This is a genomic window from Winslowiella toletana, assembly GCF_017875465.1.
GTDB lineage: Bacteria > Pseudomonadota > Gammaproteobacteria > Enterobacterales > Enterobacteriaceae > Erwinia > Erwinia toletana.
In genome coordinates, this window is the sequence record NZ_JAGGMQ010000001.1 from 1604717 (window position 1) to 1621450 (window position 16734).

Consider the following 16734-nt stretch of genomic DNA (forward strand, 5'->3'; position numbering starts at 1 on the left):
CTGCTGGTCATGCGCCGCCTCAGGGCGCGCGCATTCTCGACACTTCCTCTCCCGGCGTGACGCCAAAGAAGCGCTTAAATTCGCGCGAAAACTGCGATGCGCTCTCATAGCCTACTTTCATTGCCGCCGCGCTGGCCTTCAGACCGTCGTGCAGCATCATCATACGCGCCTGATGCAGACGATAGCTTTTCAGATACTGCAATGGCGAGGTGCTGGTCACCGCTTTAAAGTTATGATGAAACGCTGACACACTCATATTGACCTCGGCAGCCAGCAGTTCAACGCTGAGGTTGTCAGTATAGTGATGCTCGATGCGGCGCAGCGCGCGGGTTATCTGGCTGAACTGCGTCTGACGACTAATCAGCGACAGCAGCGCACCGCCACACGGCCCCACCAGCACATGGTAGAGGATCTCACGCACAATCTGCGGCCCCAGCACCCGGGCGTCGCGCGGGCTGGACATCACATCCAGCAGGCGTTCGCAGGCGCACAGCATCTCTTCGGTCAGCAGCGACGAGTGAATCCCGCGCGTTTGCGGCTGCGGATGGAAGCTGTCGTCATCACCGATATCAATCAGCAGATCCTGCAGCGTGATGGTATCAACATGCAGAGATAATCCGGCCAGCGGGGCTTCTGCGGTGGCAAAAGTCTCGCACTCAAACGGCAGCGGCACCGTCAGCATCAGATACTTGGTGGCATCGTAATGAAATACACTGGTGCCGAGGTAACCGGTCTTCTGCCCCTGAAACAGAATCACAATCCCCGGCTTGTACATCACCGGCGTACGGCCCGATGGCTGACTGGCGCAAAACAGATTAATGTCCTTCACCGACGCCGCTTTGCCGCTGGCCTGAAGTGCCAGCAGCTGCTGCGCCAGCCGTGTACAGATAGCCTGATGATCCATAAAAATTCCCGCTTGCTTAGCAACAGAATAAATATGCCTGTTCAGTGCGCTTTTCTCCAGCGACTTGCAGAATCAGGCAAGATTACAGCAGAAACGGGCACGGGAAGCAGGCCATTTGTTTCACCAGCGATATTATAATCCCATTGAACTCAGCTTCTTGACTAGACTCTAAAGTTAAACCGGCGTCGCTGGCGCCGGTTCACTCGCTCGAAAGGAGACGTTATGGCAGATCAACCGATTATTAAACTCCGCGATGGCAATATGATGCCGCAACTGGGGCTTGGCGTCTGGCAGGCAAGTATTGAGGACGCACGCAATGCGGCAGTTAAAGCGCTTAGCGTTGGTTATCGTTCGATAGACACCGCCGCCATTTATAAAAATGAAGAGGCCATTGGTCAGGCGCTGCAGGAAACGGATGTGCCGCGTGACGATATCTTTATTACCACCAAACTGTGGAATGACGACCAGCTAAATGCCGAACAGGCGCTGGAAACCAGCCTGAAAAAACTGCAGCTGGAGAGTGTTGATCTCTATCTGATGCACTGGCCTTGTCCGCAAAAAGACAACTATGTGGCAGCGTGGAACGCGATTATTGCGTTACAAAAACAGGGGCTGACCAAAAGCATCGGCGTCTGTAACTTCAACCAGCCGCATCTGAAACGCCTGATTGATGAAACCGGCGTCACGCCGGTGGTTAACCAGATTGAGCTGCACCCGATGCTGCAACAGCGTGAACTGCATGCGTGGAATGCGATGCATCAGATTCAGACCGAATCCTGGAGCCCGCTGGCGCAGGGAGGTAAAGGGGTCTTTGATCAGGAGATTATTAAAAACCTGGCGAAGAAATATGGCAAAACCCCGGCGCAGATTGTGATTCGCTGGCACCTCGACAGCGGCCTGGTGGTGATCCCGAAATCCATCACCCCGGCGCGCATTGAAGAGAATTTTAAAGTGTTTGATTTCCGTCTGGAAAAACCGGAGATCAGCGACATTGCGAAGCTGGATAAAGGCAACCGGTTAGGCCCGGATCCGGATGAGCTGAATTAATTGCAGCAAGGGCGGCGTTCTTGTCGCCCTTATCAGATCGCAGGCTGCACCAGCAGCTGCCCTGCGGAGCCACGGTCGGCCATCTCCAGCACCTGACTGTGATAGACAAACGGAAAATGCTCTGACGATGACTGGGTAAACATCACCAGCAGTTCCACATCGCCATCCACCCAGACCGTATCTTTCCAGCCGCGATCTTCACCCATCGGCTGCGCGCCATTAACGCTTTTGATCAGGAACATCACCCCTTCAATATGGAAGGATTGCGGCGAATCCGCATGGATAATCCAGCGCTCAAACGTCCCCTGTTGCGACTGCGTATCAATGCGCGTCATATCCCACAGCGCACCATTGATGCCCGGCAGCGCATCGCCCAGACGGAACTCGCGTGTACGACCCGGCAGGCCATCAAGGATTTGATCGGCGACCAGTCGCATCGGCAGGTTATCAGTCACTAACGGCAGCAGCCCGGTAGGTCGCAGGTTCAGCACCAGCGTCGAGGTCAGAATGCTGGAAGGCTCAAAGAAACCACGCAGACGATCCATCACCCCCGCCGCCACTCCGGCAGTAATCGACACCTCTTCCCCCTGCGACATATCGACCAGCACTTCACGGCGTTCGCCCGGCGCCAGTGACAGCTGTAGCACCGCCACCGGCGCAGGCAAAAAGCCCTGATCGCTGGCGATAACATTAAACGGGCGGCCATCACTCATCACCAGCTGATAGCGACGCGAGTTGGACGCATTCAGCAGACGTAAACGCACCCAGCCGCGCGATACCTCGACATAAGGATTTTGCACGCCATTGACCAGCAGCGTATCGCCGACAAAGCCGCCACTGGCTGGGGGTTCATATTTCGGCGCGCCAAAATTATCCAGCCGTTTATCCTGAATAATAACTGGAAAATCATCGACGCCGTAGTGATTAGGAATCGGCAGATTTTTACTGATCTCATCCTCCACCAGCCACATCCCGGCCAGGCCGTTATAGACATGCGGCGCCATACGGTTCGGGGTGTTGGCGTGATACCAGCAGGTGGCGGCGGCCTGACGGATCGGCACTACCGGCGACCAGTCAATGCCTGGCGACATCATCCGCGGTGCGCCGCCCATCAGTGCGCCCGGTACTTGCAGTCCAGCCACCGTCATTGATACCGGTTCATTCAGGCGATTGCTGTATATCAGTTTGACATCATCACCGCTCCAGACGCGTACCGTCGGCCCAAGGTAGATGCCATTAATACCCCACACCGGCACTTTGTTATTATTGTCACCGCTAAATGACCAGTGGCTGCGTTGCAGGGTGAGAAACAGTGGCTGACCGCGACGGGATTCCAGCAACGGCGGAACCGGCAGCGCGGTTCCCTTAGCTGCCGCGGCACGGGCGCTGAAAGGCACTGCGCCCGCGCACAGGGCGATGCCCGATGCCTGAATAAATTGACGTCGACTGAAGGACATAAAAACTCCGTACCCGTAAGCGCGGCTAAGGAGAACAGGCCGCTTTCCATTTTTTTATGATATGAGATGTGCTGTGTTAATAACTGACGACACTATGATGCGCCGTCAGCCCTGAATATCGGCTTAAACCTTGTTATTCGCTTCGCGCTCGGCCACTTCGGCATCCAGCTGTTCAAGCTTAGCAGTCATTAGCTCACGGCAGTGGGTCGCCAGCTTACGCACCGACTGATTTTCGAACTGCTTCACATCTACCGGCGGCAGCATTTCGATAATCACCAGGCCATTGTTCCAGCGATTCAGTTTAATTTTGTCGTGCGTAGTAGAGACGACGATCGGGATAATCGGCACGCCAGCGGTCATCGCGGCATGAAAAGCGCCGGTTTTGAACGGCAGTAAACCGCGACCACGGCTGCGCGTACCTTCCGGGAACATCCAGAACGAGATCCGCTTCTTCTGAAACTGCTTCACCATTTCACCAATGGTGCCCGCAGCTTTGGCGCGGTTGTCGCGATCAATCAGCAGGTTGCCGGTCAGCCAGTACAGCAGGCCAAAGAACGGCACCCATAACAGGCTTTTCTTGCCGATAGTCACGGTGGTGGGCTGCACCATATTGGCGGCAGTGATCATATCGTAGTTATTCTGGTGATTAGCTATATAGATAGCATTACCATAGTTTTCAGCACCTTCAGGCTTGCGCAGCTCCACTTTCAGGCCAAAAACCGTCGACAGGCGTCCGAACAGGCGTCCAAACGTCGCAACATGACGAGGATTTCGTGGTGAAAACAGGCAGTAAATACAGCCAAACACGCAAACCAGAACCGAATAAATAACGACAAAAATGGCACGTAAAATTAAGAGCATCACAACCTCGTGGTTACTTCCGAGCTAAGAACCTGACGGCAGGCTATTGTTACCTTTGGGCGCCAGACGCTCAGTATACTGTCTTCCGCAGAAAACACACCGGGCGCAGCAACACTTATCGTGCCGTCAACGCGCCCGGTATTAGCGTTATTCTTCGCTATCCGCCACCGTCGGGCGTGCAGGCGCATCAACCTCAACCTTGTCGATACGTTGCAGACCACGCGGCAACAGCGTGCCGCGACGACCACGTTCAGCACGGAACTTCTGCAGCTCTTCGGCACGCAGCGTCAGTTTGCGCTTGCCAACGTGCAGGGTTACCGCGCTGTTGGCAGGCAGCAACAGCAGCCATACCAGCTTATCTTCACCCGATGCGGCCTGCGCCGATGGAATAGAGATAATCTTATTGCCTTTGCCTTTCGACAGCTGCGGTAAATCCCCCACCGGGAACAGCAACATACGACCGGCACTGGTGATCGCCAGCAGCAGATCGTTGTCGTCGTGAATCGCCATTGGCGTCATCACGCGGGCATTGGCAGGCAGCGACAGCAGGGTTTTACCGGCGCGATTGCGTGAAACCAGATCGCTAAAGGTACAGACAAAACCATAACCGGCGTCAGACGCCATCAGCAGTTTCTGATCGTCGGCCTCCATCAGCACCTGTTCAATCACCGCGCCCGGCGGTGGCGTCAGTTTGCCGGTCAGCGGCTCACCCTGTCCGCGCGCCGACGGCAGCGTAATCGGATCCAGCGCATAGCTGCGACCAGTAGAGTCAATAAACACTACCGGCTGATTACTCTTGCCGCGCGCCGCCGCACGATAGCTGTCGCCCGCTTTATAGCTCAGCCCCGCCGGGTCAATATCATGGCCCTTGGCGCTGCGCACCCAGCCAGACTGTGACAGTACAATCGTCACCGGCTCTGATGGCACCAGCTCATGTTCACTGATCGCTTTCGCTTCACCACGTTCCCGCAGTGGCGAACGACGGTCATCGCCATAGGCATCGCTGTCAGCCTGTAGCTCTTTTTTCAGCAGGGTATTCATTTTGCGTTCTGAAGCGAGAATCGCCTGCAACTGGTCACGCTCTTTCGCCAGCTCATCCTGCTCACCGCGAATCTTCATCTCTTCCAGTTTGGCGAGATGACGCAGTTTTAATTCCAGAATCGCTTCGGCCTGGGTTTCGCTGATATCGAAGCGCGACATCAGCACCTGCTTCGGCTCATCCTCAGTACGAATGATATGGATCACTTCGTCGATATTGAGGAATGCCACCAGCAAACCTTCAAGGATATGCAGGCGTTTCAGCACTTTTTCCAGACGGTAATTCAGACGACGACGCACCGTATCGCGGCGGAACACCAGCCACTCGCTGAGGATCTCCAGCAGGTTTTTCACCGCCGGACGATTGTCGAGGCCAATCATATTCAGGTTAATGCGGTAGCTTCTTTCCAGGTCGGTGGTGGCAAACAGGTGGTTCATCACCTGATCCATATCCACCCGGTTGGAGCGCGGCACAATCACCAGTCGCGTCGGGTTTTCGTGATTCGATTCATCACGCAGATCCTCGACCATCGGTAATTTTTTATTGCGCATCTGCGCCGCGATCTGTTCCAGCACGCGCGCGCCGGAAACCTGATGCGGTAAGGCGGTGATCACCACATCGCCATCTTCGCGCTTCCACACCGCACGCATCCGCACCGATCCACGACCATTTTCATAGATCTTACGGATCTCATTACGTGGCGTAATAATTTCCGCTTCGGTCGGGTAGTCCGGCCCCTGCACGATATCCAGCAGTTCATCCAGCGAGGTCTTCGGGCTGTCGATCAGCGTAATCGCCGCTTTCGCCACTTCACGCAGGTTATGTGGCGGAATATCGGTCGCCATCCCCACCGCAATGCCGGTGGTGCCGTTCAGCAGAATATTGGGCAGGCGCGCAGGCAGCATTTTCGGCTCCTGCATGGTGCCGTCAAAGTTCGGCACATAATCCACCGTGCCCTGCCCCAGTTCGCCGAGCAACACTTCCGCATATTTAGACAGGCGCGATTCGGTATAACGCATCGCCGCAAAGGATTTCGGATCATCCGGCGCACCCCAGTTCCCCTGACCATCAACCAGCGGATAGCGATAGGAGAATGGCTGCGCCATTAATACCATCGCCTCGTAACAGGCGCTGTCGCCATGAGGATGGTATTTACCCAGCACGTCACCGACGGTACGCGCGGATTTTTTAAATTTGGCGCTGTTGTTCAGCCCCAGCTCCGACATGGCGTAGACAATGCGGCGCTGAACCGGCTTCAGGCCATCGCCAATATAAGGAAGCGCCCTGTCCATGATGACGTACATGGAGTAGTTGAGGTACGCATTCTCTGTAAAGGTATGCAGGGCAAGACGCTCTGCACCATCCTGCGTCAAGTCACTCATTATTCTCATTTCCTCACATCGCAGCGCGATGACTGCTCACTTCGACACGCCGCACAGCGGTAAGTTTGGCGAGGATAGTACCTTATCTGGTGATGTTCTGTCACAGAGAACCGCGAGCCCGCGCGGCTAAAACCCTCTGCGATCGCTGGAATAGTTTAAGGCGGATTATTTCCCTGCAATGATTAAAATTATATTTAATATGCGAACGGGGTCACACTTATTTATTTGGCGCCAGAGTGTGACCGCCATCTCAATTAATTAGCCATGCTGGCCGATGTTTTAATTTTGTCCCATCCGGCGGACAGTATTTAGTATTGTCGCTTTGGCTAACGGCGACTAGATTAATCATCACAGTCCGTTAAACATCCATTCACTACCCGAAAACAACTAAGGAAACCTGTAACCAACACTCATCAATAATAAGCATCAGAAAATCTGACGCACATAAGAAGGGTAATATGATGCAGCCTCTTACCTCACGACAAAACCGGTTATTGAAATACTTGCTGCAACATCAGGAGCATGTAACGGTTAAAAATATTGCACATTATCTGGATGTCTCAGAAAAAACCGTTCATCGCGATATGCAGTTTGTTGAGGCCATGCTTGCCGCGTGGAATATTTACCCGGACAAAAAGGTCGGCGCCGGCATTATGTTAATCGCCGCCGATAACCAGCGTTTAATTCTGCTGGAGCAGCAGATTGTGGTGGATGACGGCGAAAGCGACGCGCTGGCCAACAATGCACGCCGGGTGAAGATTGCCTCGCAGCTGCTAAGCGATACGCCACGGGAAACCTCAATCAGCAAGCTCTCCGAACGCTATTTTATCAGCAGCGCATCGATTGTTAACGATCTGAAGGTGATTGAAAGCTGGATGCAGCCGCTCGGCCTGACGCTGGTACGCAGCCAGAGCGGCACCCATATTGAAGGCAGCGAAAGCTGCGTGCGCCAGGCGATGGTGTCGTTAATCAATCAGGTGATGAGCCATAAAGAGCCGGGGATGGTCAACCATTCGCGCCTCGACCCAGGCAGCTATCATGCCCTGACTCACTATTTTGGCGCAGCGGATGTCGATTTTGTCCAGCAGCTGCTACAGGAGATGGAGCAACAGCTGGCATGGCAGCTGGGCGAACCTTACTACGTCAATATTTTTACCCATATCTTAATTATGATGCACCGTATGGCGGCGGGAAATTGCTTAACCCTTAGCGATGAGACCATTTATCAGCAGGTGGATAATCATATTTTTACTATCGCTGGCAATATGGTGCAGCAAATCGAACAGCGCGTGGCGAATTCACTGCCCGCCGATGAAGTGTGGTTTATTTACCAGTATATTATCTCCTCCGGTATTGTGCTGGAAGAGCGCGCCGACAACCAGCCGCCGCATTATAAATATGCCAATGGTGAATCAAGGCGTTTAACGCTGTCATTAATTGATCTGTTTTCCGACCTGATTAATATTGACCTGCGCAGTGATAAATTGCTCTATGACGGCCTGTTAATTCACGTCAAACCGTTACTTAACCGGCTTAAATATCATATCCGCATTCGCAATCCGTTATTAGACGATATTAAAAATGAACTGCGTGATATTTACCAGATTACGCAACAGGCGATTAGCCAGTTGTGCCTGCGCTTCCAGCTACAGGACATTGCTGAAGATGAAACCGGTTATCTGAGCATTCATTTTCAGGCCGCGCTGGAACGCCAGATTGCCCATAAACGTATCCTGCTGGTCTGTTCCAGCGGTGTTGGCACCTCGCACCTGCTGAAAAGCCGTATTTTGCGCGCCTTTCCTGACTGGATCATCGTCGGCGTAGTCTCCGCCAGCAATATGGTCAGCTTTTGCCAGCATGAAGATATTGAGCTGGTGATCTCCACCATTCATTTGCAGGCGCCACAGATTCCGGTGGTCTATGTTTCGGCATTTTTTAATGACGACGATATTAAACGCGTCACTGAGAGCGTGATTGCCAGCAAATTGCATCAGGCGGTGAATGCACTCTCAGCGGCTGAGCATTAATTTTCTGATGAGGTGAAGTAAATGGATATTAATAAAATTCTTAATGCAAATCGCGTCACGTTAACCATGAACGCCACCACCAAGGATGAGGCGATTCAGGAGCTGACCGAATTGCTGTATCAGGATGGCGCGCTCAGCTGCAAAGAGGCGTTTATTCGTGATGTTTATCTGCGTGAAGCCGAAGGTTCTACCGGCTTTGAAAACCATATTGCCATTCCGCACGGCAAATCCTCGGCGGTAAAACAGACCACGCTGGCGATTGGCCGCACACGCCAGGATATCGCCTGGGAGACGCTGGATGGCAGCAAGGTACGCTGCATTATTCTGTTTGCCGTGCGTCTGGAAGATCAGAACACCACACATATTCGCCTGCTGTCTCAGGTTGCCAGTGCGCTGGCCGACGATGAGGTGATTGCTCAGCTGTTACAGGAGACCGACCCGGAAAGGATTATTCAACTGTTCAGTCAGTATGCGGAAACCGACCTCTGCTAACCCTTAATAAGACGAGGCATACCATGAAAATAGTTTGTGTAGCCGCCTGTACCGCAGGCATCGCGCATACCTATATTGCGCGCGAAAAACTGCTGAAAGGCGCCAGAGCGTTAAACCATGATATTCGCGTTGAAACGCAGGGCACCATCGGCATCGAAAATGAATTAACCGCCAGTGAAATCGCCGCCGCCGATGTAGTGATTTTAGCTATCGATATCAAGATCAAAGGCGAAGAGCGCTTTAAAGGCAAACCTGTGGTACGGGTGAAAACCGATATTGTGATTAAGTCCCCGGTTAAGTTTCTGGAAAAAGTGGCGGGCTCGTTAGAACGCGCCTGAATATTAACTTTTCGGAAGAGACATGATGAACGACAACAAAAACAGAGTCGGTCAGCAGATTAAGGGGCATCTGCTTACCGGAATTTCGTGGATGATCCCGCTGATTGTCGCCGCCGGTATCTGTATCGCCCTCGGCCAGGTGATTGGCGGCACTAACGTCGCGGAAAAAACCGGCAGTATCGCCTGGATGCTGAATCAAATCGGTGGCTGGGGCATGGGACTGATTGTGCCGCTGATTAGCGCCGCAATTGCTTATTCGATTGCCGATCGCCCTGGTTTCGCCCCTGGCCTGATTGTCGGCTTTATCTGCGGCCAGATTCAGACCGGCTTTATCGGCGGGATCCTCGGTGGTTTTCTCGTCGGTTACACCGTCCTGTTGCTGCGACGCAGCATTAAATTACCGCAATCGATGCAGGGACTGATGCCGGTGATGATCCTGCCGGTACTGAGCACCATTATCGCCGGGCTGCTGATGATGACCTTTATCGGCCAGCCGATTATCTGGTTACAGAAGGCGCTGATCGCGCTACTGGAATCGATGCAGGGTGGCTCGAAGTTTCTGCTGGGGGCGATCCTTGGCGCGATGGCCACTTTCGACTTCGGCGGACCGGTCAATAAAACCATGTCGCTGTTTGCCGACGGCATGCTGGTTGATGGTATCTACGGCCCGGAAGCGGTGAAGTTTGTCGGTTCGATTATCCCGCCATTTGGTATCACCCTGTCGTTTCTGCTGACGCGCCACAAATATACCGGGGCGGAAAAAGAGGCGCTGAAGGCGGCGTTTCCGATGGGTATCTGCATGATTACCGAAGGGGTGATTCCGATCGCCGCGCGGGATCTGCTGCGAGTCGTCGCTAGCTGTGTCGTCGCCTCTTCGATTGCCGGTGGCCTGATTATGGTGTGGGGCGTGGAAGCGCCGGTGCCGCATGGCGGAATGTTTGTGGTGCCGCTGTTTACCAAACCGCTGATGTTCTGTCTGGCACTCGCTATCGGTACCGCCATCTGCGGCGTCATGCTGTCGCTGATTAAGAAACCGGTCACCAAGGCCGACGAAGAGTTCGATGACGTCGAAGACCACAATGTGCGTGATGAAGACATTAAATTCACCCTCGAATAACAGGAGCAGCTATGTACGCCTCAATGAAAGCCGTGATTGATGACGCCTGGCAGCGCCAGTACGCGGTATTAGCGATTAACTGTTTTAACCTGGAGACTGCGCGCGCCGCCATCGCCGCCGCAGAACAGCAGCAGGCGCCGCTGATTCTCAATGTATATCAGGGCCATAGCCGTCACTTTCCGCCACATATCGCCATGCCGCTGGTGCAGGCGCTGGCGCAACAGGCCTCGGTGCCGGTGGCGCTGAGCCTCGATCACGGCAAAGCCTTTGACCTGATTGGTCAGTCGTTCCGCGCGGGCTTTACCGGCCTGATGATCGACGCCTCCAGCCATCCGCTGGCGGAAAACATTCGCCAGACGCGCCAGGTGGTGCAGATGGCATCCACCGCCGATGTCTGCGTTGAAGGAGAGCTGGGACATATCGCCGATGCGCCGGTATATGACCTCGACGATGCGGCGGTAAAAATGACCCAGGTGGAGGATGTGATGCCGTTTATCAGCCAGACCGGCATCGATCTGCTGGCGGTCTCGGTCGGCACCGCGCATGGCCTCTACCCGGCGAACGTTACGCCGCAAATTAACTTTGAGCGTCTGGCGGCGCTGCATCGCGAATCTCCCGTGCCGCTGGCGCTGCACGGTGGCAGCGGCACTAAAGCCGATGATATCCGCCGCGTCAGCCAGCATGGCGTAGCGAAAATCAACGTCGGCGCGGCGGTGTTTGAAGCCGGAAAAAATGCGCTGCAAACTGCCCTGCAACAGCAACCGGCTGCCGAACTGGCCGATCTGCTGGCGCAGATGGAGTCCGCCTGTCAGCAGGTGGTGTATCAGTACCTCAGCTGGTCAGGCGCCGCCAGCAAAGCCTGATCTGACCCTTTTACCGTTATGCCCGTCAGTGCCTGTGTACTGATGCGGGAACACTTATGCCAAAATTAACCCTGATGGAGAAGTAACATGTTGATTTCAATGCACGAAATGCTGAAACCTACCCGTGAAAACCGTTTTGCGATTGGCGCGTTTAATGTTGCCGACAGCTGCTTTATCCGTGCGGTAGTCGAAGAAGCAGAATCTACCGATACCCCGGCGATTATCTCGATTCACCCCAGCGAGCTGGAGTTTGTGACCGACGAGTTCTTTGCCTATGTGCGTGAAAGAACCCTGCGCAGTAAAGTGCCTTTTGTCATCCACCTCGATCACGGTGCCTCAATTGCCCATGTACAGCGTGCGATCCAGTGCGGCTTTACCTCGGTAATGATCGACGGCTCGCTGTTGCCGTATGAAGAAAACGTGGCGCTGACCCGCGAAGTGGTGAAACTGGCGCATGCGGTTGGCATCTCGGTGGAGGGTGAACTGGGGACGATAGGCGATACCGGCACCACCATTGAAGGCGGGGTCAGTAAAGTGATCTACACCGATCCGGCGCAGGCGGAAGATTTCGTTAAACGTACCGGCGTCGATACGCTGGCGGTAGCGATTGGCACCGCGCACGGCATCTACCCGAAAAATATGAAACCAGAGCTACAGATGCATATCCTGCGCGATATCTCGCAGCGCGTCGCGATCCCGCTGGTGCTGCATGGCGGATCCGCCAATCCGGATGCGGAAGTGGCGGAAGCGGTGACCCTTGGCGTCGGCAAGATCAATATCTCCAGCGATATGAAATATGCTTACTTCGCCAAAGCGCGTGAGATCCTCAGCCGTGAAAGCTGGTGGGATCCCAATGCCATCTATCCGGAGCCGATCAAGGCGGCAAAAGAGGTGATCCGCTATAAAATGGCGCTATTTGGCGGTACCGGTAAAGCACATCTGTATCGTCATTAATTGCGCTGATTATGCCCTGTCAGCACGCTGACAGGGCTGGTAGTTTGCCGGTTCAGCCGCTGCAGCGCCTGGCGGGCAAGCGCGGCGAAGTAGTGCGCAGCGGGGGCAATCAGCGCTTCGTCAGGATTGAACCCGCCGTGATGTAAACCGTATTCACTGCCGCTGCCAATGCTGACAAAAGCCCCCGGAATCTGCTGCAGATAGATGGCAAAATCCTCGCCACCAAGATGCAGATCGGCGGTTTGCACCCGGTAACCACTCTGGCGCGCCACCTCGCTGCTGAAAGCTGCCCATGCCGCATCATTGATCAGCACCGGCGGACCCGGATGCCAGCTAAGCGTCGCCTGTGCCCCCGCACCCTGTGCCACCGATTCCACCACCTTACGCACCCGCTGCTCCAGCCGGGCGCGCACCTGCAAATCATGCGTCCGCACGGTGCCGCCAAACTCCACCACGCCGGGTAACACGTTCCAGGTTTTACCGCCGTCAATACGCGTAATGCTAAGCACCAGGCTGTCCAGCGTGTTGAAACTGCGGCTGGTCAGCGCCTGTAGCGCCTGGATAATCTGACTGGCAATCACAATCGCATCGACGCCCTGCTCCGGATGCGCGGCATGCGCGCCTTTGCCCTCCACGCGGATCACAAAGCGGTCGGCATTGGCATAGAAAGCGCCCGCACGCGTAGCGAAGGTGCCGGTCGGCAGGCCGGGTTCATTATGCATGCCAAAAATCGCCTGCACCCCATTCAGCGCGCCCGCTTTAATCAGCTGGCGCGCGCCGGTACAGTTCTCTTCACCCGGCTGGAACAACAGGCGAATACGGCCAGGCAGTTCCGCTTCCTGCGCCTTTAACAGCCGTGCAGCGCCTAGCATCACCGCGCTGTGAATATCGTGACCACAGGCGTGCATTACCCCTTCATGGCGCGAGCGATAGCTCAGCCCGGTGGCTTCATGGATCGGCAATGCATCAATATCAGCGCGCAGGGCGATCAGCGGCTCCCCGTGGCCAATTTCAGCAATCACGCCGCTGGCAATCGGGTAATCAACAATATGGATCTCCGCCTCAGTCAGCCAGCCACGAATACGCGCGCTGGTCGCCTGTTCGTGATTCGACAGTTCCGGCCAGCTATGCAGCTCACGCCGCCAGGTGATCAGTTGGGCTTCCAGACGTTCGCTCATCACAGATTCCTTTTCAGCTATCAATGGTATTGATAGTGGGATCGGGAGCTTATTTGGTAAAACAACAAATCTGCGTTAGTGACCTTAAAAAATGGCATAAGAAAGGCGCGGTCTGGCTTTGCCGCCACCCACTCCCCCTATTGCTTATTTTCGCAAAAGCTTAGTGCAAATCATTGGTTTCTCTCACACCGCTCAATTGAACATGATAGGCAGCTGGCTCCTGGTTACATAATCCTGAGGATAAGCATGGCGGAGATCTCCACGGAACAACTGGTACGCTGGCGTCGCGAGCTGCATCAGCATCCTGAACTGTCGAACCACGAATTCGATACCACCAGACGTATTACCCGCTGGCTGCAACAGGCGGATATTCGTCTGCTGCCGCTGTCGCTGAAAACCGGCGTGGTGGCGGAAATCGGCCATGGTCAGGGGCTGATTGCCCTGCGCGCCGATATCGACGCACTGCCGATTGAAGAAGACACCAGCCACTCATGGAAATCGCAAAACCCCGGCGTGATGCACGCCTGTGGCCATGATGTGCATAGCTCGGTGATGCTCGGCGTGGCGCATCGTCTGCGCCAGCAGGAGCAATCGCTGCCTGGCCGGGTGCGCATTCTGTTTCAGCCTGCCGAAGAGACTTTTAATGGCGCGCAGCAGCTGATCGATGCCGGGGCATTACAGGGCGTACAGGCGATATTCGGCATGCACAATGCACCAGATCTGCCGCTCGGCACGCTGAAAACCCGTGGTGGCGCGCTGTATGCCAATGTTGATCGCTTTGTGATCCGCATTAATGGTAAAGGCGCGCATGCCGCCCGCCCCCATGAAGGGGTGGATAGCATTGTCATTGGCAGCCAGATTGTACTGGCGTTGCAGGCGCTGCCGAGCCGCGTCTTCAGTTCACTGGAGTCAGTGGTGGTAAGCGTTACGCGCTTTAGCGCTGGCAATACCTGGAATGTATTGCCACAAACTGTCGAACTGGAGGGCACAGTACGCACCCATAACCATGCGATTCGTCAGCAGATCCCGCAGCGTATTAAGGCGATTATCAGCGGTATTGCCGCCGGTTTTGGCGCTGAGGCTGAGCTGGATTGGCAGGCCGGCCCGCCAGCGCTGGTGAATACGCCAGAGTGGGCGGATTTTGCCCTGCAACTGGCGCAGGAGTCCGGTTATCGCAGCGAGGTGGCGACGCCGCAGATGGGGGGTGAGGATTTCGCTTTCTATCTGCAACAGATCCCGGGGGCGTTTGTCAGCATTGGCAGCGCCAGTGAATTTGGTCTGCACCATCCGGGATTTGATCCCGCTGAAGCGCTGATTGGACCGGCGGTCGACTATTTTACCACGCTGGCGCCACGCGCCCTGCTCGCTCTGACGCAGCAGGAGAGCCTGGCATCCTGATGGCAAAAACAAGGAGAGTCGCGGTGGTGATTCCGGTGCCGGTTCCGGAATTGGATCATGTGGTAATCACAGTTGCCGGCCAGCTGGATAGCGCCAGCGCGCTTTACCAGCGGCTGGGTTTCCAGCTGACACCGCGTGGTCACCATTCGACCGGCTTCAGTAATCATCTGGCGGTGTTTAAACATAACTATCTTGAGCTGCTGGGGCTGGAGAACGGACGCACCCATCTGCGTGCGGATTTGCAACATTCTGCACCGGGTCTGAATGCGCTGGTGTGGAAGACTGACGATGTCGATGCGGTTTATCAGCATCTGCAACGCCAGGATCTGGATGGCGCTGCGCCAGCAGCTTTTTATCGTGCGGTTACCCTGCCCGATGGCAACCAGCAGGAGGCGCGCTTTCGCACTGTGCCATTACGCCCTGATCTGGTCGCCAACGGACGCAGTTTTTTCTGCCAGCACCTGACGCCGCAGTCAGTATGGCAACCCGCGTGGCAACAGCATCCGAACGCCGTCAGCCATATCAGCGAATTTGTCATTGTCGCCCAGGATCCGGCGCGGGTGGCGCAGGTTTACAGTCAGCTGTTTGGCAGCAATCGTATTCTGGCCTGTCTGGATGGCGCGTTTGTATTACGTGCTGGCGCGGCCACCGTGCGCTTTGCCGCCGCCAGCTATGTCGAGAACCGCTTTGGCGCGTTGCCCGCTGATTATCAGGGTGAGGCGCGGATGGTGGCAATCAGCCTGCAAAGTGACGATCTGACCAAAACCCGCTCCAGCCTGCTGCGCGGCGAGGTGCCATGGCGTGAACAGCAGGATGCGCTGGTGGTCGATGCCGCAAATGCGTTTAATCTGACGCTGCGTTTTCACCGTTAAGCGCGCTTTGAGACTTTAAAACATATTTTTTACTTTCCTGGTTTGGCGCTATCATGCATCTGGCTTTAAATGGACTGATACTTAAGATAAGGATATCAATTATGACCTGGATTTTTCAGCAGAGTACAGGAAGGCTCTCGCGGGATGGTAAACTGATCGCTACCGGGTATGCGGGCAAAGACGGTGGAAAGAACAATCCCGAGTTACAGGCGACTGCCGACACCGGGCCACTACCGAGAGGTAAATACACAATTATCGGCCATCCGTTTCATCACCCCCACACCGGTAATTACTCCATGCGTTTGCAACCTGATCCTTCAAACATTATGTACGGCCGTGCCGGGTTCCTTATACATGGTGATAGTGCCGCTCATCCTGGCAGCGCTTCTAATGGGTGTATCGTTATGCCGTTGAATATCCGGCATACAATCTGGTCCAGTGGAGATCGTCGTGTGGAGGTTGTGCCATGAAAAAGGCTTTGCTAACTGCCGGGCTACTGTTTTCTGTGTCTGTTACTGCCAGAATGCCTGATTGCCACTCCTGGCCGATGAATATGGCGGAGGTCTGGCTGAAAAACGAAAAAATCGTGGATATAAACCAACTGGATGAGCCAAAGACAGAGTTTAAATTACTCGCGTCTGAAAAGAAAAAGGGAGGTTTGTATACTCAGGTTTATCATTTTACCTTCCATGATAAACACAGTAAATCGTATGACCTGATTACACAAAGCGATGCCACTCAGGAAGAGTGCTCTGCCAGCGAGGTAAACGTTTTCCAGGTGTCGAAAACCTCAATCAATCACTAA

16 protein-coding genes are annotated in these 16734 nt (G+C 54.8%); 11 read left to right on the forward strand and 5 right to left on the reverse strand.

All coding sequences use genetic code 11. The features are described 5' to 3' along the window. Positions 1-19: 19 nt before the first annotated feature. On the reverse strand, positions 20-904 hold the full coding sequence (locus J2125_RS07465) for an AraC family transcriptional regulator (RefSeq protein ID WP_017801215.1): 885 nt from the start codon (positions 902-904) through the stop codon (positions 20-22). A 222-nt stretch (positions 905-1126) separates the two neighbouring features. Between J2125_RS07465 and dkgA the strand changes: the two genes are divergently transcribed. Continuing rightward, positions 1127-1951 carry a 2,5-didehydrogluconate reductase DkgA gene (dkgA, locus tag J2125_RS07470; RefSeq protein ID WP_017801216.1) on the forward strand — a complete coding sequence of 275 codons (825 nt, stop codon included), beginning with the start codon at positions 1127-1129 and terminating at the stop codon, positions 1949-1951. A 32-nt stretch (positions 1952-1983) separates the two neighbouring features. On the opposite strand, the gene ftsP is transcribed toward dkgA, so the two are convergent. The 3 genes from ftsP to parC form a co-directional block, all read right to left on the reverse strand. After that, complete coding sequence (gene ftsP / locus J2125_RS07475) at positions 1984-3408, reverse strand: cell division protein FtsP (protein WP_017801217.1); 1425 nt, start codon at positions 3406-3408, stop codon at positions 1984-1986. A gap of 123 nt (positions 3409-3531) precedes the next feature. After that, positions 3532-4269, reverse strand: a complete 738-nt coding sequence (locus tag J2125_RS07480) for a 1-acylglycerol-3-phosphate O-acyltransferase (RefSeq protein WP_017801218.1) — start codon at positions 4267-4269, stop codon at positions 3532-3534. Between the two features lie 147 nt (positions 4270-4416). Next, complete coding sequence (gene parC / locus J2125_RS07485) at positions 4417-6690, reverse strand: DNA topoisomerase IV subunit A (protein WP_017801219.1); 2274 nt, start codon at positions 6688-6690, stop codon at positions 4417-4419. Between the two features lie 461 nt (positions 6691-7151). On the opposite strand from parC, the gene J2125_RS07490 reads away from it, so the two are divergent. The 6 genes from J2125_RS07490 (at position 7152) to J2125_RS07515 (ending at position 12481) form a co-directional block, all read left to right on the forward strand. After that, the gene (locus tag J2125_RS07490) at positions 7152-8717 is read left to right on the forward strand and encodes a BglG family transcription antiterminator (RefSeq protein ID WP_026111713.1); all 1566 of its coding nucleotides are present in this window, start codon (positions 7152-7154) and stop codon (positions 8715-8717) included. Positions 8718-8738: 21 nt separating this feature from the next. Next, positions 8739-9209 carry a PTS sugar transporter subunit IIA gene (locus J2125_RS07495; RefSeq protein ID WP_017801221.1) on the forward strand — a complete coding sequence of 157 codons (471 nt, stop codon included), beginning with the start codon at positions 8739-8741 and terminating at the stop codon, positions 9207-9209. Positions 9210-9232: 23 nt separating this feature from the next. Continuing rightward, positions 9233-9547: a PTS fructose transporter subunit IIB gene (locus J2125_RS07500; RefSeq protein ID WP_209499481.1), complete on the forward strand. Its 315-nt coding sequence runs from the start codon at positions 9233-9235 to the stop codon at positions 9545-9547. Between the two features lie 25 nt (positions 9548-9572). Then, positions 9573-10664, forward strand: coding sequence for a PTS fructose transporter subunit IIC (locus tag J2125_RS07505; protein ID WP_017801223.1), 1092 nt, complete (start codon positions 9573-9575; stop codon positions 10662-10664). 11 nt (positions 10665-10675) lie between these two features. Further along, positions 10676-11527, forward strand: a complete 852-nt coding sequence (locus J2125_RS07510) for a class II fructose-bisphosphate aldolase (RefSeq protein WP_017801224.1) — start codon at positions 10676-10678, stop codon at positions 11525-11527. 87 nt (positions 11528-11614) lie between these two features. Continuing rightward, the gene (locus J2125_RS07515) at positions 11615-12481 is read left to right on the forward strand and encodes a ketose-bisphosphate aldolase (protein ID WP_017801225.1); all 867 of its coding nucleotides are present in this window, start codon (positions 11615-11617) and stop codon (positions 12479-12481) included. Here J2125_RS07515 and J2125_RS07520 read toward each other — a convergent pair. Further along, complete coding sequence (locus J2125_RS07520; RefSeq protein WP_017801226.1) at positions 12478-13659, reverse strand: amidohydrolase; 1182 nt, start codon at positions 13657-13659, stop codon at positions 12478-12480. The two genes, J2125_RS07515 and J2125_RS07520, sit on opposite strands and share 4 nt — an antisense overlap. Positions 13660-13905: 246 nt before the next feature. On the opposite strand from J2125_RS07520, the gene J2125_RS07525 reads away from it, so the two are divergent. From J2125_RS07525 to J2125_RS07540, 4 genes are all read left to right on the forward strand, one after another. Then, a complete protein-coding gene (locus J2125_RS07525; RefSeq protein WP_017801227.1) occupies positions 13906-15057 on the forward strand; it encodes an amidohydrolase in 1152 nt (383 codons plus the stop codon). Continuing rightward, positions 15057-15929, forward strand: a complete 873-nt coding sequence (locus J2125_RS07530; RefSeq protein ID WP_241763952.1) for a VOC family protein — start codon at positions 15057-15059, stop codon at positions 15927-15929. Before J2125_RS07525 ends, J2125_RS07530 begins: the two co-directional genes overlap by 1 nt. Before the next feature lie 101 nt (positions 15930-16030). Next, positions 16031-16399: a tlde1 domain-containing protein gene (locus J2125_RS07535; protein ID WP_017801229.1), complete on the forward strand. Its 369-nt coding sequence runs from the start codon at positions 16031-16033 to the stop codon at positions 16397-16399. After that, the gene (locus J2125_RS07540; protein ID WP_017801230.1) at positions 16396-16734 is read left to right on the forward strand and encodes a hypothetical protein; all 339 of its coding nucleotides are present in this window, start codon (positions 16396-16398) and stop codon (positions 16732-16734) included. Before J2125_RS07535 ends, J2125_RS07540 begins: the two co-directional genes overlap by 4 nt.